24 protein-coding genes and 3 pseudogenes are annotated in these 24864 nt (G+C 69.0%); 22 read left to right on the top strand and 5 right to left on the bottom strand.

Annotated elements, in window-relative coordinates:
- Positions 1 to 32: 32 nt before the first annotated feature.
- A complete protein-coding gene (locus QR64_RS07975; RefSeq protein ID WP_006550196.1) occupies positions 33 to 1526 on the bottom strand; it encodes an LCP family protein in 1494 nt (497 codons plus the stop codon).
- 296 nt (positions 1527 to 1822) lie between these two features.
- Here QR64_RS07975 and rfbD point away from each other — a divergent pair, with 296 nt between their 5' ends.
- Genes rfbD through QR64_RS07955 form a run of 4 tightly spaced genes read left to right on the top strand, consistent with a single transcriptional unit; the run spans position 1823 to position 5532 of the window.
- On the top strand, positions 1823 to 2692 hold the full coding sequence (rfbD, locus tag QR64_RS07970; protein ID WP_039584816.1) for a dTDP-4-dehydrorhamnose reductase: 870 nt from the start codon (positions 1823 to 1825) through the stop codon (positions 2690 to 2692).
- A 59-nt stretch (positions 2693 to 2751) separates the two neighbouring features.
- Positions 2752 to 3678, top strand: a complete 927-nt coding sequence (locus QR64_RS07965; RefSeq protein ID WP_052227252.1) for a glycosyltransferase family 2 protein — start codon at positions 2752 to 2754, stop codon at positions 3676 to 3678.
- The gene (locus QR64_RS07960) at positions 3668 to 4753 is read left to right on the top strand and encodes a sugar phosphate nucleotidyltransferase (protein WP_006550199.1); all 1086 of its coding nucleotides are present in this window, start codon (positions 3668 to 3670) and stop codon (positions 4751 to 4753) included. The genes QR64_RS07965 and QR64_RS07960 overlap by 11 nt, the downstream gene beginning before the upstream one ends.
- A 14-nt stretch (positions 4754 to 4767) precedes the next feature.
- Positions 4768 to 5532 (top strand): SGNH/GDSL hydrolase family protein, encoded by a 765-nt coding sequence (locus QR64_RS07955; RefSeq protein ID WP_039584814.1) that lies wholly within the window; start codon positions 4768 to 4770, stop codon positions 5530 to 5532.
- An 87-nt stretch (positions 5533 to 5619) separates the two neighbouring features.
- Here the strand turns inward: QR64_RS07955 and QR64_RS07950 are convergent, their stop codons facing one another.
- From QR64_RS07950 to cofD, 3 genes are read right to left on the bottom strand one after another with little or no spacing between them, the layout of a single operon-like run.
- Positions 5620 to 6174 (bottom strand): NUDIX hydrolase, encoded by a 555-nt coding sequence (locus QR64_RS07950; protein WP_039584813.1) that lies wholly within the window; start codon positions 6172 to 6174, stop codon positions 5620 to 5622.
- A gap of 2 nt (positions 6175 to 6176) precedes the next feature.
- Positions 6177 to 7544, bottom strand: coding sequence for a coenzyme F420-0:L-glutamate ligase (locus tag QR64_RS07945; RefSeq protein WP_039584812.1), 1368 nt, complete (start codon positions 7542 to 7544; stop codon positions 6177 to 6179).
- Positions 7544 to 8533, bottom strand: a complete 990-nt coding sequence (cofD, locus tag QR64_RS07940; RefSeq protein ID WP_072740421.1) for a 2-phospho-L-lactate transferase — start codon at positions 8531 to 8533, stop codon at positions 7544 to 7546. The genes QR64_RS07945 and cofD overlap by 1 nt, the downstream gene beginning before the upstream one ends.
- A gap of 334 nt (positions 8534 to 8867) precedes the next feature.
- On the opposite strand from cofD, the gene QR64_RS07935 reads away from it, so the two are divergent.
- Complete coding sequence (locus QR64_RS07935) at positions 8868 to 9134, top strand: WhiB family transcriptional regulator (RefSeq protein ID WP_167414258.1); 267 nt, start codon at positions 8868 to 8870, stop codon at positions 9132 to 9134.
- A 123-nt stretch (positions 9135 to 9257) separates the two neighbouring features.
- Here the strand turns inward: QR64_RS07935 and QR64_RS07930 are convergent, their stop codons facing one another.
- The gene (locus tag QR64_RS07930) at positions 9258 to 9752 is read right to left on the bottom strand and encodes a metallopeptidase family protein (protein WP_033097091.1); all 495 of its coding nucleotides are present in this window, start codon (positions 9750 to 9752) and stop codon (positions 9258 to 9260) included.
- A gap of 87 nt (positions 9753 to 9839) precedes the next feature.
- Between QR64_RS07930 and QR64_RS07925 the strand changes: the two genes are divergently transcribed.
- The 17 genes and pseudogenes from QR64_RS07925 (at position 9840) to hpf (ending at position 24714) form a co-directional block, all read left to right on the top strand.
- Entirely contained in the window at positions 9840 to 10235 is a 396-nt protein-coding gene (locus tag QR64_RS07925; RefSeq protein ID WP_200886490.1) for a DUF3499 domain-containing protein, read from the top strand.
- Between the two features lie 76 nt (positions 10236 to 10311).
- Complete coding sequence (locus QR64_RS07920) at positions 10312 to 11682, top strand: phosphomannomutase/phosphoglucomutase (protein WP_019288507.1); 1371 nt, start codon at positions 10312 to 10314, stop codon at positions 11680 to 11682.
- Positions 11683 to 11829: 147 nt separating this feature from the next.
- On the top strand, positions 11830 to 12915 hold the full coding sequence (locus QR64_RS07915; RefSeq protein ID WP_033097092.1) for a hypothetical protein: 1086 nt from the start codon (positions 11830 to 11832) through the stop codon (positions 12913 to 12915).
- Positions 12915 to 13014: pseudogene (locus QR64_RS27690) on the top strand (hypothetical protein); the annotation flags it as partial. The gene QR64_RS07915 and the pseudogene QR64_RS27690, both read left to right, overlap by 1 nt.
- Before the next feature lies 1 nt (position 13015).
- On the top strand, positions 13016 to 14183 hold a 1168-nt coding region (manA, locus tag QR64_RS07910), incomplete at its 5' end, for a mannose-6-phosphate isomerase, class I (RefSeq protein ID WP_235367054.1).
- A gap of 210 nt (positions 14184 to 14393) precedes the next feature.
- Positions 14394 to 15053, top strand: a pseudogene (locus QR64_RS27685) (fatty acid desaturase); the annotation flags it as partial.
- 1 nt (position 15054) lies between these two features.
- A pseudogene (locus QR64_RS27680) lies at positions 15055 to 15609 on the top strand (fatty acid desaturase); the annotation flags it as partial.
- A gap of 2 nt (positions 15610 to 15611) precedes the next feature.
- Complete coding sequence (locus QR64_RS07900) at positions 15612 to 15779, top strand: rubredoxin (RefSeq protein ID WP_006550211.1); 168 nt, start codon at positions 15612 to 15614, stop codon at positions 15777 to 15779.
- Positions 15776 to 15961: a rubredoxin gene (locus QR64_RS07895; RefSeq protein ID WP_039584806.1), complete on the top strand. Its 186-nt coding sequence runs from the start codon at positions 15776 to 15778 to the stop codon at positions 15959 to 15961. Before QR64_RS07900 ends, QR64_RS07895 begins: the two co-directional genes overlap by 4 nt.
- Positions 15962 to 16030: 69 nt before the next feature.
- Positions 16031 to 16636, top strand: a complete 606-nt coding sequence (locus QR64_RS07890) for a TetR/AcrR family transcriptional regulator (protein ID WP_039584805.1) — start codon at positions 16031 to 16033, stop codon at positions 16634 to 16636.
- Positions 16637 to 16764: 128 nt separating this feature from the next.
- On the top strand, positions 16765 to 18234 hold the full coding sequence (ahcY, locus tag QR64_RS07885; RefSeq protein ID WP_039584804.1) for an adenosylhomocysteinase: 1470 nt from the start codon (positions 16765 to 16767) through the stop codon (positions 18232 to 18234).
- 31 nt (positions 18235 to 18265) lie between these two features.
- The gene (locus QR64_RS07880; RefSeq protein ID WP_039584803.1) at positions 18266 to 18931 is read left to right on the top strand and encodes a dTMP kinase; all 666 of its coding nucleotides are present in this window, start codon (positions 18266 to 18268) and stop codon (positions 18929 to 18931) included.
- 5 nt (positions 18932 to 18936) lie between these two features.
- Positions 18937 to 19614, top strand: a complete 678-nt coding sequence (gene mtrA, locus QR64_RS07875) for an MtrAB system response regulator MtrA (RefSeq protein ID WP_024101503.1) — start codon at positions 18937 to 18939, stop codon at positions 19612 to 19614.
- 68 nt (positions 19615 to 19682) lie between these two features.
- The gene (gene mtrB, locus QR64_RS07870; protein WP_019288499.1) at positions 19683 to 21332 is read left to right on the top strand and encodes an MtrAB system histidine kinase MtrB; all 1650 of its coding nucleotides are present in this window, start codon (positions 19683 to 19685) and stop codon (positions 21330 to 21332) included.
- Entirely contained in the window at positions 21329 to 23113 is a 1785-nt protein-coding gene (gene lpqB / locus QR64_RS07865; RefSeq protein ID WP_039584802.1) for an MtrAB system accessory lipoprotein LpqB, read from the top strand. The genes mtrB and lpqB overlap by 4 nt, the downstream gene beginning before the upstream one ends.
- A gap of 52 nt (positions 23114 to 23165) precedes the next feature.
- Positions 23166 to 23810, top strand: a complete 645-nt coding sequence (locus QR64_RS07860) for a ComF family protein (protein ID WP_039584801.1) — start codon at positions 23166 to 23168, stop codon at positions 23808 to 23810.
- 235 nt (positions 23811 to 24045) lie between these two features.
- On the top strand, positions 24046 to 24714 hold the full coding sequence (gene hpf / locus QR64_RS07855; RefSeq protein WP_024101500.1) for a ribosome hibernation-promoting factor, HPF/YfiA family: 669 nt from the start codon (positions 24046 to 24048) through the stop codon (positions 24712 to 24714).
- Positions 24715 to 24864: the final 150 nt, after the last annotated feature.

Below are 24864 nucleotides of genomic sequence, written 5' to 3'. Positions count from 1 at the left end.
TCTGTTCGCGCGACTGTCGGTTCACACAGGTGTCAGTTCACGCAGCGCGGGCCGTCGGAGCCCGCATCGATGGGCGGTGCGGCGGGAGCCGGGGTGGCGGTGCCACCGGCCGGGCTCACGCCGATGTCGGAGGCGGATGCGGCGGTGGACGAACCGGAGTACGACGACGAGCCGGGGCCGGTGTAGTCGCCGGCGAGCACGACCCGCACGGTGCCGGCCGGGAGCGAGGGATCGGACTCGGTGGCGAGACCACCGAGCGCCGCGGCCACCGCGCGGGTCTCGTCGGAGTCCTCATCGGCACCGAAGACCGTCGACGTGCCCACACCGGAACCGGTGTAGTTGCCCACCTCGCCCTCGACGTAGCCCTCCTCGGACAGAGCCGTGGAGACCTGGGAGGCCAGGCCGGACACGGATCCGGCGTTCGCGACGTCGACCGTAACGGTCGACGCGTCGATGTCGGGAGCGGGCACCGGGGTCGAGGTGGTCTCGCTGCCGTCCGGTTCGCGGCCGATCAACTCGGCGACGAAGGAGCGCACCTCGTCCGGATCGACCTGCACGACCGACTCGCCGTAGTCGGTCATCGCGTTGATGTCCTGCACCGGGATCGTCGAGAAGGTCACGTCGCCACCGGCGAGGCCCTGCAGCTGGGTCGCCAGCGCCATGATGTCCCAATCGGAGTCGAGCACCACCGAGCGCTGCACTGCGGCGGTCAGCTGACTCACCTTCGACGGGTTGGACAACGTCTTGGCGCTGAGCACCTTCTGTGCCAGCGACGCCATGAACACCTGCTGCCGCACGATCCGGTCGAGATCGCCGCGCGGCAGGTCGTGACGCTGGCGGACGAAGCTCAGTGCGTCCGAACCCTGCAGGGTCTGCTCACCGGCATCGAAACGGGCACCCGACAGCGGCTCGTCGACCGGTGCGTTCAGGCACACCTCGACACCGCCGACGGCGTCGGTGAGCAGCACGAAGCCGAGGAGTCCGACCTCGGCGTAGTGGTCCACCGTCACACCCGTCAGGTCGGCGACCGACTCGATGAGCGCCTCCCGGCCTGCCTGGGTCGATTCCTTCTCGAGTTCGGCCTCGGTCGCGTCGGCGTCCGCTTCGACGAGCTCGGCGCGCCGGTTCGCCTTCGTGGCGCCGTAGGCCGCGTTGATCTTCGACATCCCGATCTCGGGCACCTCGACGTAGGTGTCGCGGGGGATCGACATCGCAGTGGCCGACCGGCCGTCGTTCGGCACGCGGATCAGGATGATCGTGTCGGTGTTGTTCGCTACTTCTTCGCCGGCGCGCAACGCGTCGAGCTCGCGCTGGGAGAGAGGATTGCCGTGCGCGTCGGTGCGGCTGTCCGTGCCCACCAGCAGGATGTCGACGGCGCCGTCCTCGCCGTCGCCGAGGGCCAGGCCGCGGACCGAGGCCAGCGACGACTGCAGCGCGTCGACGCTGCGCCACGCCGCACCGGTGACGACCAGCACGAGGCACGCCGCGATCGCGACGGCGATCTGCCACGGCCTTCCGCTGTACACCCGTGCCTCCGCCGGTGCTCCGGGGCTGCGTGAGGGCGGCTCGCGACGCGCGGAACGCCGGGACTGCCGGGGACCGGGATCCGACCCGTACCTGCCGTCGGCAGCTGTCGGATCGCCCGCGCGGGTGCGACGTCCCGTGGGGGCGGGACGTCGGCCGGTGCGGCGACGCGGCTCTGGCGGCACCTGGTACTCCTCCTGTGGGTGGTACGGGGTCTGTGGATGTAGCTCTCGGTTGAAGGCTACTGGTGGGGACGCTCGCCCGGCGCGCACCACTCCGGCGTGCCAGACTTCTCCGAGTGCGTAGCGTTCTCGTCACCGGAGCCCGTGGCCAGCTCGGCCGTCATCTCGTGAACCGCGGCACCGCGGCGGGGATACCGATCCGCGGTGTCGGATCGTCCGAGGTGGACATCACCGATCCGCAGGCCGTGGCCGCCGCGGTCGAACCGGGATCCGTCGTGATCAACGCCGCCGCGTACACCGCCGTCGACGCGGCCGAGACCGACGAGGACCGGGCCGCTGTGGTGAACGGCACGGGCCCGGGCGTGTTGGCCGCCGTCTGTGCCGACAAAGGTGCCCGTCTCGTCCATGTCTCCACCGACTACGTCTTCGCCGGCGACGCGACCGAGCCCTACTGCGTGGACGCGCCGACCGGCCCGCGCACGGCCTACGGCCGCACCAAACTCGCCGGTGAACGGGCGGTGCTGGAGGTGCTGCCCACCGCGCACGTCGTGCGCACCGCCTGGGTGTACACCGGCGACGGCAACGACTTCGTCGCGACCATGCGGCGACTCGAGGGCGAGCGGGAGACCCTGCGCGTCGTCGACGACCAACGCGGTTGCCCCACCTACGCGCGCGACCTGGCCGACGGACTGATCGAACTCGCCGAGCACGGTGACCGGATCCCCGGTGGGATTCTGCATGCCACGAACGCCGGAGAAGCGACGTGGTTCGACGTCGCCCGGGCGGTCTTCGAGGAGATCGGCGCCGACCCGGAGCGGGTGCAACCCTGTGGCAGCGACGAGTTCGTCCGCCCCGCGCCGCGGCCGGCCTATTCGGTGCTCGACGACAGTGCCTGGATCGGTGCCGGCCTGACGCGCTTCCGTCCGTGGCGGGAGGCACTGCACGAGGCGATCGCCGGTAGCGGAACCGTGCCGCCCGCGCGATGACGTGGGAGGAAACGGCCCGTGAGGTGTCGCACACCGTCGAGGTCGCTAAGGTGACCGGCGTGGATTCGACGCTGGCCGTGGTGACGGTGACCTATTCGCCCGGTGAGCACCTCGAGAACTTTCTCACCTCGCTCACCTCCGCGACCGTTCTGCCGACGCAGGTGATCCTGGCCGACAACGGTTCGATCGACGGTGCTCCCGAGGCCGCCGACGCGGCACACCAGAACGTGCGACTGCTCCGGACCGGGGGAAACATCGGATACGGCGGGGCGATCAATCGCGCGGTCGCCGAGATCGACCCGTCCGCGGAGTTCGTGATCGTCGCGAACCCGGACGTCCGGTGGCACCCCGGTTCGATCGACGAACTGCTCGAGGCGGCGCGTCGCTGGCCGCGAGCCGGCTCGCTCGGGCCGCTGATCCACGAACCCGACGGAAGCGTCTACCCCTCGGCACGCACCGTCCCCACCCTCGCCTCCGGTGCCGGTCACGCGCTGCTCGGCACCGTCTGGCCGGCCAATCCGTGGACGCGTCGCTACCGGCAGGAGAACGAGGAGATCAGCGAACGCCCCGTGGGCTGGCTGTCCGGATCGTGCCTGCTGCTACGGCGAGCGGCCTTCGATTCGATCGACGGCTTCGATTCGCGGTACTTCATGTACATGGAGGACGTGGACCTGGGCGACCGGCTCGGACGAGCGGGCTGGCTCAACGTGTACGTGCCGTCCGCGGTGGTCACGCACGCCAAGGGCCACGCGGCCGGACGGCATCCCGAACTGATGCTTCCGGCACATCATGAGAGTGCCTACCGCTTCCAGGCGGACCGTCACCCCCACGGGTGGCAGGCACCGCTGCGGTGGGCTCTGCGGGCCGGGCTCGCGGTGCGATCGCGAGTGGCGGTCGCAGCGGCCGTGCGGGAGCGTCGGAACGGGAGGACCGACCGGAACATTCGGGTCGGCACGACAGTGAACAGGGGAGACGATGACGAGTGAGTCGGCACCGCACACCGATGCGGTGATTCTGGTCGGCGGACAGGGCACGCGGCTACGCCCGTTGACGCTGTCGGCACCCAAGCCGATGCTGCCCACCGCGGGGGTGCCTTTCCTCACCCATCTGCTCGCACGGATCCGTGAGGCAGGCATCAAACACGTCGTCCTCGGCACCTCGTTCAAGGCCGAGGTCTTCGAGCAGCACTTCGCCGACGGTTCCGACTTCGGGCTCGAGATCGAGTACGTCACCGAGACCGAGCCGCTCGGCACCGGCGGCGGTATCCGCAACGTGCTGCCGAGGCTGCGCGCCGACAACGTGATGGTCTTCAACGGCGACGTGCTCGGTGGCACCGATCTCGGTGCGGTGCTCGACACCCACGTGCGGACCGAGGCGGACGTGACCCTGCACCTGGTGCGGGTGAGCGATCCGCGTGCCTTCGGCTGTGTGCCGACCGACGAGGACGGCCGGGTGACCGCCTTCCTCGAGAAGACTCAGGATCCGCCGACCGATCAGATCAACGCCGGTTGCTACGTCTTCCGCCGCGAGATCATCGAGCAGATCCCCGAAGGCCGTCCGGTGTCGGTGGAGCGCGAGGTGTTCCCGGCGCTGCTGACCGAGGGCAAGAAGGTGTTCGGGCACGTCGACGCGGCCTATTGGCGCGACATGGGAACCCCGGAGGATTTCGTCCGCGGCTCGGCCGATCTGGTCCGCGGTATCGCTCCGTCCCCGGCGCTCCCGCCGCAGCGCGGCGAGTCGCTCGTGCATCCGGGTGCCTCCGTGGCCCCGGGCGCCCTGCTCATCGGGGGCACGGTCGTCGGCCGCGGCGCCGAGATCGGTGCGGGTGCCCGCCTGGACGGCGCGGTGATCTTCGACGGTGCGCGGGTCGAGGCCGGTGCGGTGGTCGAACGGAGCATCATCGGTTTCGGTGTACGGGTCGGTCCGCGGGCCTTGATCCGCGACGGTGTGATCGGTGACGGCGCCGATATCGGTGCGCGATGCGAGCTGCTGCGCGGTGCCCGGGTGTGGCCGGGAGTGAAGATCCCCGACGGCGGTATCCGGTTCAGTACCGACGTGTGAGTCGAGAGGTCGAAGTGGGTTTCGAAAGATACGTGGCCCTCGGTGATTCGTTCACCGAGGGAGTCGGCGACCCGGATCCGGCGCGTGCCAACGGGCTGCGCGGTTGGGCCGATCTCGTCGCCGGTGAGCTGGCGCGGCACTCGGAGAGCTTCGCGTACGCGAACCTCGCCATCCGGGGCCGGTTGCTGCGACCGATCATCGACGAGCAGCTCGACACCGCCGTGGCGATGCGTCCCGATCTCGTGACGATCTATGCCGGCGGCAACGACCTCATGCGTCCGAAGCTCGACCTCGACGCGCTCGCGGCGGAATACGACGAGGCGATCGGCAAGCTCGCCGCGACCGGCGCCCGCATCCTGATGTGGACGGCCTACGACGGCAGCTGGGCGCCGGTCTTCGGGATGCTGCGCGGCCGCTGGGCCGTGTACAACGAACTCGTCCGGGCGATCGCCGATCGACACGGGGCGACCATCGTCGACTTCTGGCGGTTCGACGAGTACCGCGATCTGCGCATGTGGGACTTCGACCGGCTGCACATGTCCGCGGCCGGCCACCACAACATGGCGATCCGCGTGCTCGATCTGTTGGGCGTCGCACACGGTCTCGGACCGGTGGAGTTCGACGAGGCACCCGTCCTCACACGGGCCCAGGAACGCGCCGCGGACCGCGCGTGGATGCGCGAGTTCCTCGTCCCCTGGGTGGGCCGGCGGCTGCGCGGAGTATCCTCCGGCGACGGCATCACCCCGAAATACCCCGACCTCGGCCCTGTCCGGTTCTGACCTCACGGCCCGGTTCCGACCTCACGCTCGTCCCGGCAACCCACCGGGACGAGCGTGGTCGTCTCAGGCCCGTCGGGCCGCGTCGTCTCAGGCCCGTCGGGCCGCGGCGAGCCGGACCATGTGCGCGATGGTCTCGTGCTCGGCCTCCGACGGAAGCGCGTCGACGGGCCACCACTGCAGGTCGGTGGATTCGTCGCTGCGCACCGGCCGGGCACCGACGGGTGCGGTCACCAGGAACCGCAGGTCGAGGTGACGGGTGGGCACGCCGAGGGAGCACGTGATCGGATGCGTGTGCGCCGACAGCAGTTCCGGATCGATCACCAGATCGGCGATGCCGGATTCCTCGGTGGCCTCGCGCAGGGCCGCGTCGACGACCGTGTCGTCCGACGGCTCGCAGTGACCGCCGAGCTGGATCCACCGCCCCACCCGCGGATGCAGGGTGAGCAACACGTTGCGGTGGTCGGCGTCGAGCACGATCGACGACGCCGTGATGTGGCCGGGCACGTGTTCGCGCAGGCACCCGTCGGGCGCCGAATCGAGGAACGCCAGCATCGTATGCCGCAGCGATTCGGCGTCTTCCGAGTCGGTGCGCCAGGCGGTGAGCCGGTCGATCGCCGAGGCGTGCAGGGAACGCGCCGACACGACTACAGCTCCACGAGGGCGTCGCCCGGGTCCGCGGGTTCGCGCGGTTCCGGCTCGGTGAGCGGGTAACCGACGGCGACCGCCCCGAGCGGCGACCACTCGGCGGGAAGACCGAGTTCCTCGCGGACCACCTCGGGAGCGAAGATCGTCGAACCGATCCAGCAGCTGCCGAGCCCGCGGGTGGCCAGGGACACGAGCAGGCCCTGCACCGCGGCGCCGGCGGCGACGGTGAACATCGTCGACTCGGCCGCGGTGCGACGGGCATCCGGATAGTGGTGTGCGCCGTCGGGCACCCAGAAGGGGACGATCACCTCGGGTGCGTCGTAGAGGATCGCGCCGCGGGAGATCCGGCGTTCGACGGCCACCGGGTCGAGTCCGTCGCCGTGGAGATCCTCGGCCCACCTGTCGCGCATGCGGTCGAGGAGCCGGCGGCGCACCTGCTCGGTGCGCACCCACACGAACCGGACCGGACGGGTGTGATGAGGTGCGGGTGCGGTGAGGGCCTCGGCGACCGCCTCGCGCAGATCCTCGGGATCGACGGGCTCGGAGGCGAACTGCCGCACCGACCGGCGCAGCAGCAGCGCCTCGCGCCGACCGCGTTCGAGAGCCTCCTCGGTGCCGAGCCAGAACAGGTCGTCCTCGCCGCTGCGGATCAGGGCGCGGGCGGTGGATCCGTCGTCGGGCAGGCCGAGTCCGCGTACCACGGCGACGGGCACACCGCCGAGCTTGCCCTTGACCAGATCGCCTGCGGCGGCGATCTCGTCGGCGACCGCCACGGACGTCACCTGCAGTTCGTTGCCCTGCGAGTCGTGGGAGCCGGCGTAGCCGTGCAGGACTGGAAGCCCGGACGAGCCGATCGCGGCGTCGGTCTGGCCGTTGCGCCAGGCGCGGCCCATGGTGTCGGTGACCACCACGGCGACCCGGACGCCGAGCAGCGCACCGATCCGTTCGCGGAGCGCCGCTGCGCTCGCATCGGGGTTCTCGGGCAGCAGCGCGAGTTCGGCGCTGTCGACATTGGATCCGTCGATGCCGGAGGCTGCCTGCACGATGCCGAGCTTGTTCTCGGTGATGAGGGTGCGGCCCTTGCGTGCCAGCACGCGCACCGCTTCCTGGTTCACCAGGCGCCGGCGGAGCGCGTCGCGGGCGTCGGGATCGGTGGGCGCGGCCACGATCCGTCCCTCGACCTTCGAGACCACTTTGCTGGTGACGACGAGGACGTCCCCGTCGGCCAGCCACGGTGCGGCCTGAGCGACGGCTGCGGCCAGGTCGTCGCCGGGCCGGAATTCGGGAAGCCCGGCGACGGGCAGGATCTCGATCGGGCCGCCCGGCGCGTGGTCGCGCACTGCAGGGTCGGCGACGGCGTCCGGCATCACAGGGTCACTCCGGCGAGGTCGAGGGCGGCGCGGGCCATCTCGGCCGTCGCGTCGGTGTCGGTCATGAGCAGGGGAACGGATCGGACCTCGACGCCTGGCACCTCGGCGTTGTCGGTCGAGTGCACGAGCCAGCCGTCGAGAATGCCTGTGCCCGAGCGGGCGCCGTAGTACCGGCCGACCGCCTCGGCGGTGGTCTCCACTCCGATGACGTCCAGGCACGCATCGGCCATGCCGCGCAGGGGCTTGCCGTCGATGACGGGGGACAGGCCGACGACCTTCGCCGACGTGGTGCGCAGCGCCCCACGGATACCGGGGATCGCGAGGATCGCTCCGACGCTCACGACGGGGTTCGACGGGGCCAGAACGACGGCATCGGCGTTCTCGATCGCCTCGAGCACACCGGGAGCGGGCTCTGCCTCTTCCGCGCCGATGTGGGCGAAGCTGTGGGTGGGCACCTGGGCGCGGTGGCGGACCCACCATTCCTCGAAGTGCACGGCCCGCTGTTCACCGTCCTCAGGATCGGTGATGACGACGTGGGTCTCGCTGCGGTCGTCGGAGACCGGCAGCAGGGTCACACCCGGCTTCCACCGCGTGCACAGTGCTTCGGTGATCGCGGAGAGCGGATAGCCGGTCCGCAGCATCTGCGTCCGGATGAGGTGGGTGGCGATGTCGCGGTCGCCGAGACCGAACCAGTCGGGGATCGCCCCGTAGGCGGCGAGTTCCTCCTTGGCGTTCCAGGTCTCACCGGCGCGGCCCCAGCCGCGTTCGGTGTCGATCCCACCGCCGAGGGTGTACATGCAGGTGTCGAGATCCGGACAGATCCTCAGGCCGTGCATCCACACGTCGTCGCCGACGTTGACGATCGCGGTGATGCGGTGTGCCGCGTCCGGATTCGGCTCCACGCCCGGAGAAATATCGAGAAGCCGGCGCAAACCTGAGAGAAAACGCGCCCCACCGACACCTCCGACCAATACAGTCACATTCACGGCCCAAGCCTAAGCGGTGCGTCGCCTACCCGGTCGCGCACCGTCCGAAACGCGTTTCGGCAAAGCGGCCGATGATATGTGAACAACGCCGCTCCGCTTGACCGCGACACACCCGAAGTGTCTAATCACATACATGTCATTCGATAATCGAATTCGAGATCCCTTGCGGTGAACCCGCATTCGAACGAGTATTCGAAGGATGGCAGCGGGTTGATCCCCGGTCATGATTCGGCGCTGCAGGTGAGGAGGGACAATGGCCGGCGAGCGCGACAGCTTCGAGCTCACTCGAAGCGATACTGCAGTCGAGGCTGTCTGTGACTACCCGGACGTCGGGGTGCCCGTCCTGAGTTTGATCTCGGGATTCGGTGACCCAGCGGACGGCGAGGAGCAGTGGCAGGAGCGTGCGCTCTGTGCGCAGACCGATCCGGAGGCATTCTTCCCCGAGAAGGGTGGCTCCACCAGAGAGGCCAAACGCATCTGCATGGGGTGTGAGGTCCGGGACGAATGTCTCGAATACGCTCTCGCTCACGACGAGCGGTTCGGTATCTGGGGCGGGCTCTCCGAGAGGGAACGCCGTCGCCTCAAGCGCGGAATAGTCTGACGAGGAGTTCGGCCCGGTACGGGGAGTGCGGGACCGAGTGAAACACCGAATCGGATGACGAAGGCCGGGTTGCGGCCGTGGGGGACGAGCAACCCGGCCTTCGTCATGTATCCGGAACGTTTCTCAGTCCTCGTCGTCCTCGTCGAGTGTCGGATCCACCACTTCCGGTTCGACGCCGAGATAGGTGGCCACCTGGTGCACGAGGACGTCGTGCACCAGATCCGTCAGATCGTCCGGATCCTTCGCGCGCACCTCGAGAGGTCGGCGGAACAACACGATCCGCGCCCGGGTGGCAGCGCCTCGTCGATCGATCCCCGCCGGCACGAGCCGGGACAGCGGCACCGGCCCGTCGGCAACCACCTCGTCCGGCCAGTTGACCGAGTCGGGGTCGCGTGCCCGGATCTTCGGGACCTCGTCGACGGCGATGTCGAGTTTGGTGAGGCGGTCGTGCCAGCGCGCGTCGATCGGCGCGAACGCCCCCAATACGAGCAGGTCGAATTTCTCTGCGCGTGTCTTCCACGCCGGCAGGCTCTGCGGGAACAGGGGACCGCGGATTCCCCTGCCGCGGCGTGCCACAGCACGGGACGACACAGGGCGGGAACGTCGTGCGCGGACCATGCCATGGACACTACGACACGAAAATCGCTCCACCCTTTCGGTGTGTCCGAATAGTCCTGGCGCGTCCGGCGCGCTACGCTCCCAGTCGTGAGAACACTGCGTCGATGCTGCCGGCCTGGGTGCAAGAACCCTGCTGTTGCGACGCTGACCTACGTGTACTCGGACTCCACTGCCGTTGTCGGTCCCCTGGCGACCGTCGCGGAACCGCACTCGTGGGATCTCTGCGAGATGCACGGTTCGCGCATCACGGCACCCAAGGGCTGGGAACTCGTCCGATACGAGGGAGCGTTCTCGTCGGCCACCCCCGACGAGGACGATATGACCGCCCTCGCCGAGGCCGTACGCGAGGCCGGCCTGGGGGAGCGTTCCCGTTCCGACGCGAGCGACGACGACGCCGAGCAACCCCAACGGGCCGTCGTGCCTCCCACCGCACGCACCGGCCGACGCGGTCACCTGCGTGTTCTTCCCGATCCCACGTCCTGAGCCGTTCGCACTAGGCTGAGCGAGTGCGATGTCGCGGAGGACGGTATCGCACGAGTCGAGTTCAGGAGCTAATACAGTGGCGAGAGCTGCCGAGTCGGTGTCAGCAGTCATCAAGGCCTACGACGTACGGGGTGTCGTCGGAGAGCAGATCGACGAAGAGTTCGTCCGCGAGGTCGGAGCGTCGTTCGCACGCCTGTTGCGCAGTGAGGGCAGCGCGGACCGTGTGGTGATCGGGCACGACATGCGCGCCTCGTCCCCCTCGCTCTCGCAGGCCTTCGCCGACGGGGTCACCGCCCAGGGACTCGACGTGGTGCTGATCGGCCTCGCATCCACCGACCAGCTCTACTTCGCGTCGGGCCTGCTCGACGCACCCGGCGCGATGTTCACGGCCAGCCACAATCCCGCGAAGTACAACGGCATCAAGCTCTGCCGTGCCGGTGCCAAGCCCGTCGGTCAGGACACCGGTCTGGCGCAGATCTCCGCCGACCTCGTCGAGGGGGTGCCCGCCTACGACGGCGAGCGCGGCAACATCACCGAGCAGGACGTCCTCGAGGACTACGCCTCGTTCGTCCGCGGCCTGGTCGATCTCGCGGAGATGCGTCCGCTGAAGGTGGCGGTCGACGCCGGCAACGGCATGGGAGGCCACACCGTCCCCGCCGTCTTCGGTGCCCTGCCCGTCGATCTCGTGCCGCTGTACTTCGAACTCGACGGCACCTTCCCGAACCACGAGGCCAACCCCCTCGACCCCGCCAACCTCGTCGACCTCCAGCGTCTGGTCGTCGAGTCCGGTGCCGACGTGGGCCTGGCCTTCGACGGCGACGCCGACCGCTGCTTCGTCGTCGACGAGCGCGGCGAGCCGGTCACCCCGTCCGCGGTCACGGCGCTCGTCGCCGCCCGCGAACTCGCCAAGGAACCCGGCTCGACGATCATCCACAACCTCATCACCTCGCGCGTGGTGCCCGAACTCGTCGCCGAGCAGGGCGGCAAGCCGGTGCGCACCCGGGTCGGGCATTCGTTCATCAAGCAGCAGATGGCCGAGACCGGTGCCGTCTTCGGCGGGGAACACTCGGCGCACTACTACTTCCGCGACTTCTGGGGTGCCGACTCCGGCATGCTCGCGGCGCTGCACGTCCTCGCCGCACTCGCCTCGCAGGACGGTCCGCTCTCCGAGTTGATGAGCTCCTACAACCGGTACGCGGCGTCGGGCGAGATCAACTCGACGGTCGCCGATGCTGCCGAGCGCACCGAGGCCGTCGTCGCGGCGTTCGAGGACCGCGCGGTATCGATCGACCGGCTCGACGGTGTCACCGTCGACCTGCCCGACAACGCATGGTTCAACCTGCGTGCGTCCAACACCGAGCCGTTGCTGCGGCTCAACGTGGAGGCCCGCACGGACGGTGAGGTCGAGGCATTGGTGAAGGAGATCCTTTCCGTCGTTCGTGCGTAGGCGGAGGGACAACGGGAATAATCGAAGTGCCGGGACAGGTCGTGCCGGTGTCGGTTCGGCGGAGCACCGATCTCGGGTCGGTGGCCCCACCGGGCCCTGTCAGCCGGCCCGCCGAGGTCGCGGCGGCGGAAGGAAGGTGATGCGGTCGTGACGGCACCCTCACCGCTGTTCGACTTCGACGATGCGGGCGGTGTTCTCGCCGCCGATGTCGACGGCATCCTCAGGAGCGCGGCCCTCGGCGGCGCCCAGATCCGCGCGGTCGCCGCGGCGGTCGACGAAGGTCTGCTCGGCCGGCTCACCGACATGCACCCCCGCAGTGTGGTCTTCGTCGGCACCGACGCCCGCGCCCGCTCGGCCGCGGAACTGGTCGTCGCGATGTTCGGTGGGCAGGCCGGTGTACCGCTGATCTCCGCGCCGACCACACCGCCGTGGGTCGGCGCGCTCGATGTCGTGGTGGTCTCGGGAAACGACGCCGGCGATCCAGAGCTGGCGCGCAGCATCGACGCCGGACTGCGTCGCAGCGCTGAGGTCGTCGTCGACGCCCCCGACGAAGGTCCGGTGCGGGCGGTCTCGGCCGGTCGCGCGATGTTGTTGCCGCCGCGCGTCCGGGTCCAGACCCGGTACGTGCTCGCCCGGCACGTCGCGGTGTTCTGTGCGGTGCTCGGCGTGTTGCAGCGCGCCGTCCGGATCACCGGTGTCCCTCCGCTCGCCGAGGTCGCCGACACGGCCGACGAGGAAGCGGCGCGCAATCATCCGGCGAACGAGGTCTTCCACAATCCCGCAAAGTCGCTCGCGGTGCGCATGCAGTCGCGTCGCGTGGCGTTCGCGGGAGACTCCGCCGCGACGACGGTGCTCGCACGGCACGCGTCGGAGGCCCTGCTCCAGGAGGCGGGTGTGGTCGCCGGCGCTGCGGCACTGAGCGACGTGCTGGTCGCGCGCGACCGGCTCACGAATGTGGTCACCGCGAGCGGTGAGAACTACGACCCGTTCTTCCACGACGAGGAGCTGGACGGACCGGCGCCGATCGCACCGGCACGGGTGTTCGTGCTCAGCACCGACCCCGACCGCTCGGCGGCGCAGCGCAGGACGGCGGCACTTCCGGATGTGGAATTGATGTCCGTGATCGGAGAATTCGAATCGAGCACGGTTCCGACCGTGCTGGAACAGGTGGCAGTGTTGACCGTCCGCACAGAGATGGCGGCCGCATATCTCGGATTGGCAGGGGGGAGATAGTGCACCGACTCGAAGGTGCGGTGCGCTCGTACGCCTGGGGATCGCGGACCGCGATCGCCACCCTGCGTGGCCGCAATGTGCCGTCCCATCATCCCGAGGNGCTCGGTGCGCACCCGGCCGATCCCGCCAGGCTGGTGGATCCGGACGGCGACGAGCACTCGCTGCTCGACGTGTTGTCGGCCGATCCGCAGCGACACCTCGGTGATCGCACGGTGGGGGCGTTCGGTCCCCGCCTGCCCTTCCTGCTCAAGCTACTGGCGGCGGAGGAGCCGCTGTCGCTGCAGGCGCATCCCAGCGCCGGCCAGGCGGCCGAGGGCTTCGCTCGTGAGGAAGCACTCGGCATCCCGATCGACTCGCCCGTCCGCAACTACAAGGACGCCAGCCACAAGCCCGAACTCGTGGTGGCGCTGACCCGGTTCGAGGCCCTGGCCGGCTTCCGTGACCCGAAACGGACCGTGGAGCTGTTCGAGGCGCTGGCCGTGCCGGAACTCGACCCCTATGTGGGACTGCTCGCGGGCCAACCCGATTCGAGCGGTCTGCGGGCGCTGTTCACCACCTGGATCACGTTGCCCCCGCCCGCTCTCGCAGCGTTGCTGCCGCGTGTGCTCGACGGTTGCGTCACCTATCTCGCGGCCGGACGGGACGGCGAACGCGATTTCGTTCCGGAGGTACGCACGGCCCTGCAGCTGGCGGACTTCTATCCCGGCGACGCCGGAGTGCTCGCCTCGCTGCTGCTCAACCGCATCACCCTGCAGCCGGGCGAGGGCCTGTACCTCGACGCGGGAAATCTGCACGCCTACCTGCACGGCATGGGTGTCGAGGTCATGGCGAACTCCGACAACGTGCTGCGCGGTGGTCTCACCCCGAAGCACGTGGACGTGCCCGAACTGCTGCGGGTGCTCGACTTCGGTGCGGCCTCGGTGCCGATTCTCGAAGCCGTGCCGGAGGCCTCGGCGGAGACCGGGTCGGGGCAGAGTCCGATCGAACGCCGCTACCGCACCCCGGCACCGGAGTTCGCGTTGTCCCGCATCGATCTCGGCGCGGGCGACGCCCTCGGGGTCGGTGCCGACGGACCACAGATCCTGCTGTGCACCGCAGGCGATGCCCGCGTCGAGTGCGACGGCGAGTCGGTGACGCTGAGGCCCGGCGACTCGGCGTGGTTGTCGGCGTGCGACCGGAATCCGACCGTCCACGGTTGTGCCGCGGACACCCAGGTCTTCCGGGCCCGGCTCGGGGAGATACCGGGATCGGCGACCGACGAGTCCTGAAGCAGAGTCCCGGTAGGGACGGAATCGAACCGAAGGCGAGCCCGCACGGGCTCGCCTTCGTCGTTTCCGGACGCATCTTCGTGAGATTTACAAAATCTGCTATATGTCTAGACCTAGGACGAACAGTGGCCTAGAGTCAAGATATGAGTGGTGTGCGTCACCGTTCGGTGGCGTGCCCGGCGCCATCAACGGTGATGAAGGAGACCCGACATGAGTACGGCATCCGCGGATTCGGTGGATCGACCCGACCTTCAGTGGCGCGACCGGAAACGCCATCTGTGGCTTCTGGGGCTGGTGCCCCCGACGGCGCTGTTCGTCGCCGCCGCCCTGGTGTGGGGCGGTAACGAACTCGGTCTGCAGAGCGTCACCCCGGTCCTGTGGTGGATAGGCCCCCTGCTGGTCTACGTCCTCGTCCCGCTGCTCGACCTGTTCGTCGGCCCCGACGGCGAGAACCCACCCGACGAGTTGTTCGAGCAACTCGAGAACGACCGCTTCTACCGCTACTGCACCTACCTCTACTTGCCCTTCCAGTTCGCGTCGCTGGTCTTCGCCTGCTACCTCTGGTCGGCCGGCGACCTGTCCTGGCTCGGCATCGACGGCGGGCTCGGCGTGATGTCGAAGATCGGACTCGCGATCTCGGTCGGCGTGGTCGCGGGCATCGGTATCAACACGGCACACGAACTCGGCCACAAGAAGATCGAATTCGAACGGCGACTGTCGAAGTGGGCGCTCGCCCCGTCGTTCTACGGGCACTTCTACATCGAGCACAATCGCGGCCACCACGTGCGGGTCGCCACCTCGGAGGATCCGGCCTCTGCCCGGTTCGGGGAGAGCTTCTGGCGATTCCTGCCCCGCAGCGTCGTCGGCAGCNCGCCTCGAACGGCTCGACAAGCCGGTGTGGAGCGTGCACAACGACGTCCTCAACGCGTGGGCGATCTCCGTCGCGCTGTACGCGGTGCTCCTCGGTGTCTTCGGTCTGTCGATCGCGCCGTATCTCGTGATCCAGGCGGTGTTCGGGTTCTCGTTGCTCGAGGCCGTGAACTATCTCGAGCACTACGGTCTGCTGCGGAAGAAGACCGCGAAGGGGCGCTACGAGCGCTGCTCGCCCGCGCACAGCTGGAACAGTGACCACCTGGTGACGAACATCTTCCTGTACCACCTGCAGCGGCACAGCGACCATCACGCCAACCCCACGCGGCGCTACCAGACCCTGCGCAGCATGGAGATCTCACCGCAACTGCCCGCGGGTTACGCGACGATGATCACCCTCGCCTACATCCCGCCGCTGTGGCGCAAGGTCATGGACCACCGCGTGCTCGACCACTACGACGGCGACATCACCCGCGTCAACATCGAACCGCGTCGACGCGAGAAGATCCTGACCCGCTACGGAGCATCGGATCCCACTACTGCGGAAGGGGAGTGATCGTGGCGTCCTACCGCTGTCCCGTCTGTGAGTTCGTGTACGACGAGACCGCCGGCGTTCCCCGTGAGGGCTTTCCGGCCGGCACCCCGTGGTCCGACGTGCCCGACGACTGGCCGTGTCCCGACTGCGGAGTCCGGGAGAAGACCGATTTCGAGGAGTACACCCAGTGAGTGCCGACTACCGTCTGTTCCGTTGTCTCGTCTGCGGATTCGAATACGACGAGGCCCAAGGGTGGCCCGACGAGGGCATCGGACCCGGCACCCGGTGGGAGGACATCCCCGACGACTGGTCGTGCCCGGACTGCGGCGCCGCCAAGGCCGACTTCGAGATGGTCGAGATCGTCCGCCGGTGAACCGCTGCACGGGGGATCACTACCCGTCTTGCTTTGACGAGCACATCCGTGCGTGAGAGCGTTCCCACCATGCCGAACGCGCGGGTTCCCTTCCACGAGGCAAGTCGGGTGCTGCTGCGCTCGACGATCCTCGACGCCATGCGCGAGCTGCTACACGAACGCGACTGGTCGGCCGTCACCATGAGCGACGTCGCCCGAGCCGCCGGTATCAGCCGGCAGACCCTGTACAAGGAGTTCTCCTCCCGGCAGGGGCTCGCCCAGGGATATGCGCTGCGTCTGGTCGACGAGTTCGTCGATGCGGTGGCCGATTCGGTGTACGCCCACGTCGGCGACGCGCGGGCCGCGCTCGTGGACGGATTCACCTTCTTCTTCGAGGCGTCCGCCGCCGACCCCCTGGTGCAGTCGCTGCTGAGCGGGGAGGCCAAACCCGACCTGCTGCGGTTGATCACCACCGACGCCGCCCCCATCCTCGAGCGGGGCGCGGGTCGCCTCACGGAGACCTTCCACCACAGCTGGATCGCGGCGTCCGAATCCGACGCGGGGATCCTCGCGCGCGCTGTCGTGCGGGTCGCGCTGAGCTTCGTCTCGATGCCCCCGGCCTCGGGGCGTGATGTCGCCGCCGACCTCGCCGATCTGCTCGTGCCGTTCGTCGAACGGGCCGCCATACGCGGTTGACGTCCGGGCGTCGTACCGGAAGGTGCGGCGGACGGATCCCGTCGGGGGACGATCTGCCGGGCCTCTTCTTGCGCAGGTTGTATAGCCTGGAACCAACATCGTCTGCCGACAGGAAGAGGCATCTGCACGTGTCTGACACCACGCTCGTAGCCGACCGGGTCAACGGTCTCGATTTCAAGGTCGCCGATCTGTCCCTCGCCGAGTTCGGGCGCAAGGAGATCCGGCTCGCCGAACACGAGATGCCGGGCCTGATGGCGCTGCGTCGCGAGTACGCGGAGGTGCAGCCGCTGAAGGGCGCACGGATCTCCGGCTCGCTGCACATGACGGTCCAGACCGCTGTGCTCATCGAAACGCTCGTCTCCCTCGGCGCGCAGGTGCGCTGGGCGTCGTGCAACATCTTCTCCACCCAGGACCACGCCGCCGCGGCCGTCGTCGTCGGCCCGCACGGCACCCCCGAGGAGCCCAAGGGCGTCCCGGTGTTCGCCTGGAAGGGCGAGACCCTCGAAGAGTACTGGTGGGCGGCCGAGCAGATGCTCACCTGGCCCGGCGAACCCGCCAACATGATCCTCGACGACGGCGGCGACGCCACGATGCTCGTGCTCAAGGGCGCCCAGTTCGAGAAGGCCGGCGTCGTCCCGCCGAGCGACGAAGAGCAGGACTCCGCAGAGTACAAGGTCTTCCTCGAGCTGCTGCGCCGCTCGCTCGCGGCCGACTCGAAGAAGTGGACCACCGTCGCCGAGTCCGTCAAGGGCGTCACGGAGGAGACCACCACGGGCGTCCTGCGCCTGTACCAGCTCTCCGCAGCCGGCGAGCTCGCGTTCCCCGCGATCAACGTCAACGACTCGGTCACCAAGAGCAAGTTCGACAACAAGTACGGCACCCGGCACTCGCTGCTCGACGGCATCAACCGCGGCACCGACGTCCTCATCGGCGGCAAGGCCGCGCTCGTGTGCGGCTACGGCGACGTCGGCAAGGGCTGCGCCGAGGCCCTGCGCGGCCAGGGCGCACGCGTCTCGGTCACCGAGGTCGACCCGATCAACGCCCTGCAGGCCATGATGGACGGCTACGACGTCGTGACGGTCGAGGACTTCATCGGCCAGGCCGACATCGTCATCACTGCGACCGGCAACAAGGACATCATCACCTTCGAGCACATGAAGGCGATGAAGCACCAGGCCATCCTCGGCAACATCGGCCACTTCGACAACGAGATCGACATGGCCGGCCTCGAGCGGGCCGCCGACGTCACGCGGATCAACATCAAGCCGCAGGTCGACGAGTTCACCTTCGCCGACGGCCATTCGATCATCGTCCTGTCGGAGGGCCGCCTGCTCAACCTGGGCAACGCCACGGGCCACCCCTCCTTCGTGATGAGCAACTCGTTCGCCAACCAGGTGATCGCCCAGATCGAGCTGTGGACCAAGCCCGACGAGTACGACAACGAGGTCTACCGCCTGCCCAAGCACCTCGACGAGAAGGTCGCGAAGATCCACGTCGAGGCGCTCGGTGGACAGATCACGAAGCTGACCAAGGAGCAGGCCGAGTACATCGGTGTCGACGTCGAGGGCCCGTACAAGCCCGAGCACTACCGGTACTGATCCCGTTGATTCGACGGGAATCACAGGGCACATGGGTGATCTGATCGTCGTCGAGGGTCTCGACGGGGCCGGCAAGCGGACGTTGTCCGCCGGTCTCGTCGAGACCTGGCGCGAGGCCGGACGGAAGGTCGCGACGCTGGCCTTCCCGCGGTACGGGCAGTCGATCCACGCCGATCTGGGCGCGGAGGCGTTGCGCGGGCAGCACGGCGACACCGCCTCGAGCGTCGAGGCGATGGCGTTGCTGTGGGCGCTCGACCGACGCGATGCTGCCGACGAGCTGCGGAAGCTGCTCGCCGACAACGACATCGTGCTGCTCGACCGGTACGTCGCGTCCAACGCCGCGTACACCGCGGCGCGCCGGAACCAGGATGCGACCGGCCCGGCGGTGGAGTGGATCCGCCGTCTCGAGTTCGAACGGTTCGGGCTTCCGGTGCCCGATCTGCAGGTGCTGCTCCGCGTTCCGGTCGCCCTCGCCGCCGAGCGTGCCCGTAACCGCGCCGCGACCGAGGTCGACCGCGATCGCGACGCCTACGAGCGCGATGCCGGTCTGCAGGAGCGCACCGGCGCGGTCTACGACGGGCTCGCGCAGCAGCAGTGGATGTCTCCGTGGGAGGTCGCAGGCCCGCAGACCTCCCCGCGACAACTCGCCGTTGACATCTCAAATCTGCTTCACGACGCTCGAGGGGTGACACGATAGAGGCTATGAAGCCGAGGATTCTGGTAGTCGACGACGACACCGCGCTGGCCGAGATGCTCACGATCGTGCTGCGCGGCGAGGGATTCGAACCGTTCGTGGTGGGGGACGGCACTCAGGCGCTGGGTGCCGTGCGCGAGATCCGGCCCGACCTCGTCCTGCTCGATCTCATGCTCCCCGGCATGAACGGCATCGACGTGTGCCGTGTGCTCCGCGCGGATTCCGGTGTGCCGATCGTGATGCTCACCGCCAAGTCCGACACCGTCGACGTCGTGCTCGGCCTCGAATCGGGCGCCGACGACTACATCGTCAAGCCGTTCAAGCCGAAGGAGCTCGTCGCACGCGTGCGGGCCCGGCTGCGTCGCACCGAGCAGGAACCGGCGGAGGTCCTGAACATCGGGGACATCACCATCGACGTCCCCGCCCACAAGGTCACCCGCGGCGACGAGGCGATCTCGCTCACGCCCCTCGAGTTCGACCTGCTCGTGGCGCTCGCACGCAAGCCGCGCCAGGTGTTCACCCGTGAGGTCCTGCTCGAGCAGGTCTGGGGCTACCGGCACGCCGCCGACACCCGGCTCGTGAACGTCCACGTCCAGCGTCTGCGCGCGAAGGTCGAGAAGGATCCCGAGAATCCCGAGGCGGTGCTCACGGTGCGGGGGGTCGGCTACAAGGCCGGACCGCCGTGATTCGAACCTACCGGCTTCGGCGGCGTATCACGCGTAGGACGCTGCCGCTGGTGAGGTGGTCGCGGTCGATGAGCAGCCGACTCGCGCACACCTGGCGACGATCCCTGCAGCTCCGGGTCGTGACCTCGACCCTCACGCTGTCGCTGATCGTCATGTTCGTGCTCGGAGTGGTACTCACGAGCCAGATCACCGACCGACTGCTCGAAGTGAAGATCGACGCGGCGACCGAGGAGATGGATCGCTCGCGCGCACTCGTCGAGGGACAACTCGCGGGCGCCGACGACTCCGGTTCGCTCGCGGTCCGCCTCGACGGTGCCGCGGCGATCCTCACCAGCCGTGGCAGCGACGGGGGACAGGACACCGGCGTCGCCGGAACCTTCGACCCCGTCCTGATCGTTCCCGGCGACGGTCCGCGGGCCCCCACCTCGAGCGGGCCCGCCGACCAGATCCCGCAGAACCTGCGTGCCTTCGTCCAGAACGGGCAGATCGCGTACCAGTTCGCGACGGTCGCCGATCCCGACGGCTACACCGGGCCGGCCCTGATCATGGGCAGCCCCACCGACTCCGACATCTCGACACTCGAGCTGTATCTCGTCTTCCCGCTCGGCGGTGAGGAACGCACCCTCGCCCTCGTCCGCGGCACCCTGCTCGTCGGTGCCGTGGTCCTGCTCGTGCTGCTGGCCGCGATCTCGATGATCGTCGCGCGGCAGGTCGTGCTGCCCATCCGGTCGGCCTCCCGGATCGCCGTGCGCTTCGCCGACGGACGGCTCAAGGAACGCATGCCGGTCCGCGGTGAGGACGACATGGCGCGCCTGGCGATGTCGTTCAACGAGATGGCCGAGAGCCTGTCGCGGCAGATCACCCAGCTCGAGGAGTACGGCAACCTGCAGAAACGGTTCACCTCCGATGTGAGCCACGAACTGCGCACCCCGCTCACGACCGTCCGTATGGCCGCCGACCTCATCCACGACGGCAGCGACGAGCTCGACCCCGTCCTCAAGCGGTCCTCCGAACTGCTCGTCGCCGAACTCGACCGCTTCGAGAGCCTCCTCAACGATCTGCTCGAGATCAGCCGGCACGACGCGGGTGTCGCCGAACTCGCCTCCGAACGACTCGATCTGCGGATGTGCGCGCGTGCCGCCGTCTCGACCGTGCGGCACCTCGCCCGCGAGACCGCCACCGAGCTCATCGTCGACCTTCCGGACGAGTCCGTCGAGGCCGACGTCGATCCGCGCCGCGTCGAACGCATCCTGCGCAACCTGCTCGCCAACGCGATCGATCACGGCGAGGGCAAACCCATCCTGCTGCGGTTGCGCGCCGACGACGCGGCCGCGGCCTTCGTCGTGCGCGATCAGGGCGTGGGCCTGCGACCGGGGGAGGAGAAACTCGTCTTCAACCGGTTCTGGCGCTCCGATCCGTCGCGGGTCCGGCGCTCCGGCGGCACCGGCCTCGGTCTCGCGATCAGCGTCGAGGACGCCAACCTGCACAACGGCAAGCTCGAAGCGTGGGGCGAACCGGGACGAGGTGCCAGCTTCCGGCTCACCCTCCCGCGCGAACGCGGACGTAAGGTGGGTCGCAGCCCCCTGCCTCTCGTACCCAGCGCCGCGAAGGCCGTGCAGGGCAAGCCCCCGCCGGGTGACGACACCCCGGAGCGGCCTTCGACGGGAGAGATCCCGACCGACCCTGCGAGCACATCGTCCGAAGGAGCCAATACATGAGCCGCTCGACTCCGCGTGCAGCGGGCGTGCTCGTCGTACTCCTGACCGTGGCCGGACTCGTGCTGTCGGGATGCGCCACGCTGCCAGATTCGTCGTCACCGCAGGCCATCGGAACCCTTGAACGCGGCCCCGCGACCACCGAGGTCGCCGCTCCCGTGCCCGGTCGCGAACCCGACCTGCTCCTGCGCGACTTCCTGCAGGCGAGCACGGATCCGACCAACCGCCACCGCGCGGCCCGGCAGTTCCTCACCCCCACGATGTCCGAGTCCTGGGACGACGCGGCGAGCGCGACGATCGTCGACAAGGTCGACGTCCTCGTCGAGGAACGCGACGGCGACAGCGCCACCTACGTGGTGCGGGCCAGCACCGTCGGCTACCTCGAGGAGGGCGGCATCTACCGTCCCGCCGACGGGGAGTTCGAGGCGCGGTTCTCCCTGGTCCGCACGGACGGGGAGTGGCGCATCGACCGGTTGCCGGCCGGCGTCATCATGGACCGCCCGCGCTTCCTCAACACCTATCAGCGCCGCTCGCTGTACTTCCTCGACCCGACCGGCACCGCCGTCGTCCCCGACCCCCGCTGGATCACGGGTACCCCCGAACAGACGGCGTCGCAGTTGATCGGGTTGCTCGTCGAAGGGCCGAAAGAGGTCCTCGCGCCTGCGGTCAAGAATCTCCTCGAGGACGTCACCGTCATCGGCTCGGTGACGAAGGCGGACGGCCGCACGACCGACGTCGGCGTCGGACTCGGCGGTATCCGCATCGACTTCCAGGGGGTCGGCTCGATGGGCCGGCAGGATCGCGAACTGCTCGCCGCGCAGGTGATCTGGACCCTCGCCAACGCAGACATCAGCGGCCCGTACCAGCTCCTCGCCGACGGCCAGCCCCTCGACGAACGGTTCCCGAACGGGTGGACCACCGCCGACGTGGCATCGATGAACCCCCTTGCCGCATCGAGCGTGACGGTGGGCCTGCACGCGCTGCTCGACGGCGCGCTGGTGAGCGTCGCAGAGACCGGCGTGACACCGGTCCGCAGCTTCTTCGGCATGTCCGACGATCTGCAGTCCGTCGCCCTGTCGCTGGACGGAGAGCTCGTCGCCGCAGTCGAGAACACCGGCAAACCGGCACCGGAACCGGCCGTGCAACTCATGGTGGGGGCCTACAGCGAGGGCGGTGCCGAGCCGGCGGTCGACGGCGAGTCGATCACCCGGCCGTCCTGGTCTCCCAACAACAATTCGGTGTGGGCGGTCGTCAACGGGACCTCGGTGGTGCGCGCGGTGCGCGAACCCGGCACCGGGCGGGTCACCGTCGTCGGGGTGGAGGCGGGCGCGGTCCGCGGTCTCGGCGACCGCATCACCGAACTGCGCCTGTCGCGCGACGGTGTCCGCGCCGCCATGATCATCGACGGGCGGGTCTTCGTCGCGACCGTCGTGCCGACCACGACCGGCGAGTACTCGCTCACCAATCCGCGCGAGATCGGCTTCGGTCTCGGTGGTCCCGCGCTCGCCTTGGACTGGAGCACGGCCGACACGATCGTCGTCTCCCGCGCGTCGGCCGACGTGCCCGTCGTGCAGGTCGCGGTGGACGGCTCACGCATCGACGCACTCCCGAGCCGCAATCTCACCCCTCCGGTGGTGGCCGTGGAGGCGTCGACGGCCAGCGAGTTCGTCGCCGATTCCCGGACGGTCTTCCAGCTCAACAACCGCGATCCCGCGGGCGACCGGTACTGGCGCGAGGTACCCGGACTGGCCGGGATGGCGGCGATCCCGGTCCTTCCCGGCTAGAGCGTGCCGACGGTGACGCCCAGGCGTCGGTGACTTCGGGCACACTCCCGGTGTGCTCACCGCCTTTCTCGATCTCGTCCTGCCCGCCCGGTGCGGTGGGTGCGCCGCTCCCGGAGCGAGCTGGTGCCGGGCGTGCGCACGCGAGCTCTCCGATCACCCCGTGGCCGTCGCGCCGCGCGTCGACCCCGGGACCCCGGTGTGGAGCCTGGGCCCGTACACCGGCCCCAGGCGCCGCGCGGTGATCGTCGCGAAGGAGCGTGCCCGCCGGGATCTCGCCGAGCCGCTCGGGCTCGCGTGGGCCGTCGCGATCGCGCGGCTGCGCCGATGGAGCGAGCTGCCCGAGGGTCCCTTGATCGTGACGCCCGCCCCCACCCGGACGCGTGCGGCGCGGGCACGCGGAGGCGATCCCGTCACGCGTGCCGCCCGGGCCGCCGCGACCCACGACCGTCGCCTCCACGTGCATCCGATCCTGAGTGTGGCGGCCGGGGTGCGTGATTCGGTGGGGCTCTCGGCAGCCGACAGGCAGCGCAACCTCGCCGGCCGTGTCGGGGTGCGCGCCGACGGTCTGCCGCGCACGATCCCGGTCCTCGTCGTCGACGACGTGCTCACCACCGGAACCACCGCGCGCGAGTCGGTGCGGGCACTCCGACGCGCCGGATTCGACCCTCTCGGAGTGCTCGTGATCGCCCACGCGTGAGCCCGCGGACGGGCCCGGAAAGTACCTCACCGAGTGACCGGAAGGCGACGCGATGGGAAATCGCGCGGGAACGGTGGCACACCTCCGCGTTACGTACTACCGTCGCCATCAGACCCGGAAACAACAAGGTAGACGGGTGGAAACGCCTGTTCTTCCGATTCCGGGTGAGCGCGCTCTCGCGCTCATACATCATGCCGGCGCGCGGGCTGCGCCGGCCGTAACTCGGGAGGTACGCGTGACGACCCCTTCGAAGTCCAGAGGTTCCGTTGCAGAGGCCGATGCAGCCACGGAAGGCCCACGTGCCGACGTTGTCGTGAAAGGACGCAACGTCGAGGTCCCCGATCACTTCCGGATCTACGTCTCCGAGAAACTCGCTCGGCTCGAACGTTTCGATCCGACGATCTTCATCTTCGACGTCGAGTTGCAACACGAACGCAACAGGCGTCAGAGGAAGAGTTGTCAGCGGGTCGAGATCACTGCCCGCGGAAAGGGACCTGTCGTACGCGCCGAGGCCAGTGCCGACAGCTTCTACGCTGCCTTCGAGTCTGTGATCAGCAAGCTCGAATCGCGCCTGCGACGGACGAAGGAGCGCCGGAAGGTCTCCTACGGTGAGAAGACGCCCGTGTCCGTGGCGGAAGCCACCGCGGCCCTCGCCCAGGATGACGAGCTCGCGATCTCGCCCGACCTGTCGCTCGGCGACAGCGAGAAGGAGCCTCAGGACGGTCCCGGTCGCATCGTCCGGACGAAGGAACACAACGCTGCGCCGATGACCGTCGACGACGCCCTCTACGAGATGGAACTCGTCGGTCACGACTTCTACCTGTTCCACGACAAGGAGACGGACAAGCCGTCCGTGGTCTACCGGCGACACGCCTTCGACTACGGTCTGATCAGGCTCGTGTGACACTGCAGGGAGTGACCGAAGGCACCTCGCCATCGCGGTCACTCCCGCGCAGCGCCTACCATGGAATCCGGCCGGGGTCCGACAAGGCCTCGGCCGGATTTCTTGTCCGTGCAGGTACCCGAGATTGAGGACGAACACACCAGTGCTGTC

It is taken from the genome of Rhodococcus sp. Chr-9, assembly GCF_000801125.1.
GTDB lineage: Bacteria > Actinomycetota > Actinomycetes > Mycobacteriales > Mycobacteriaceae > Rhodococcus > Rhodococcus pyridinivorans.
Note: the sequence above shows the minus strand (reverse complement) of the source record. Positions and strands in the feature narration are given on the sequence as shown.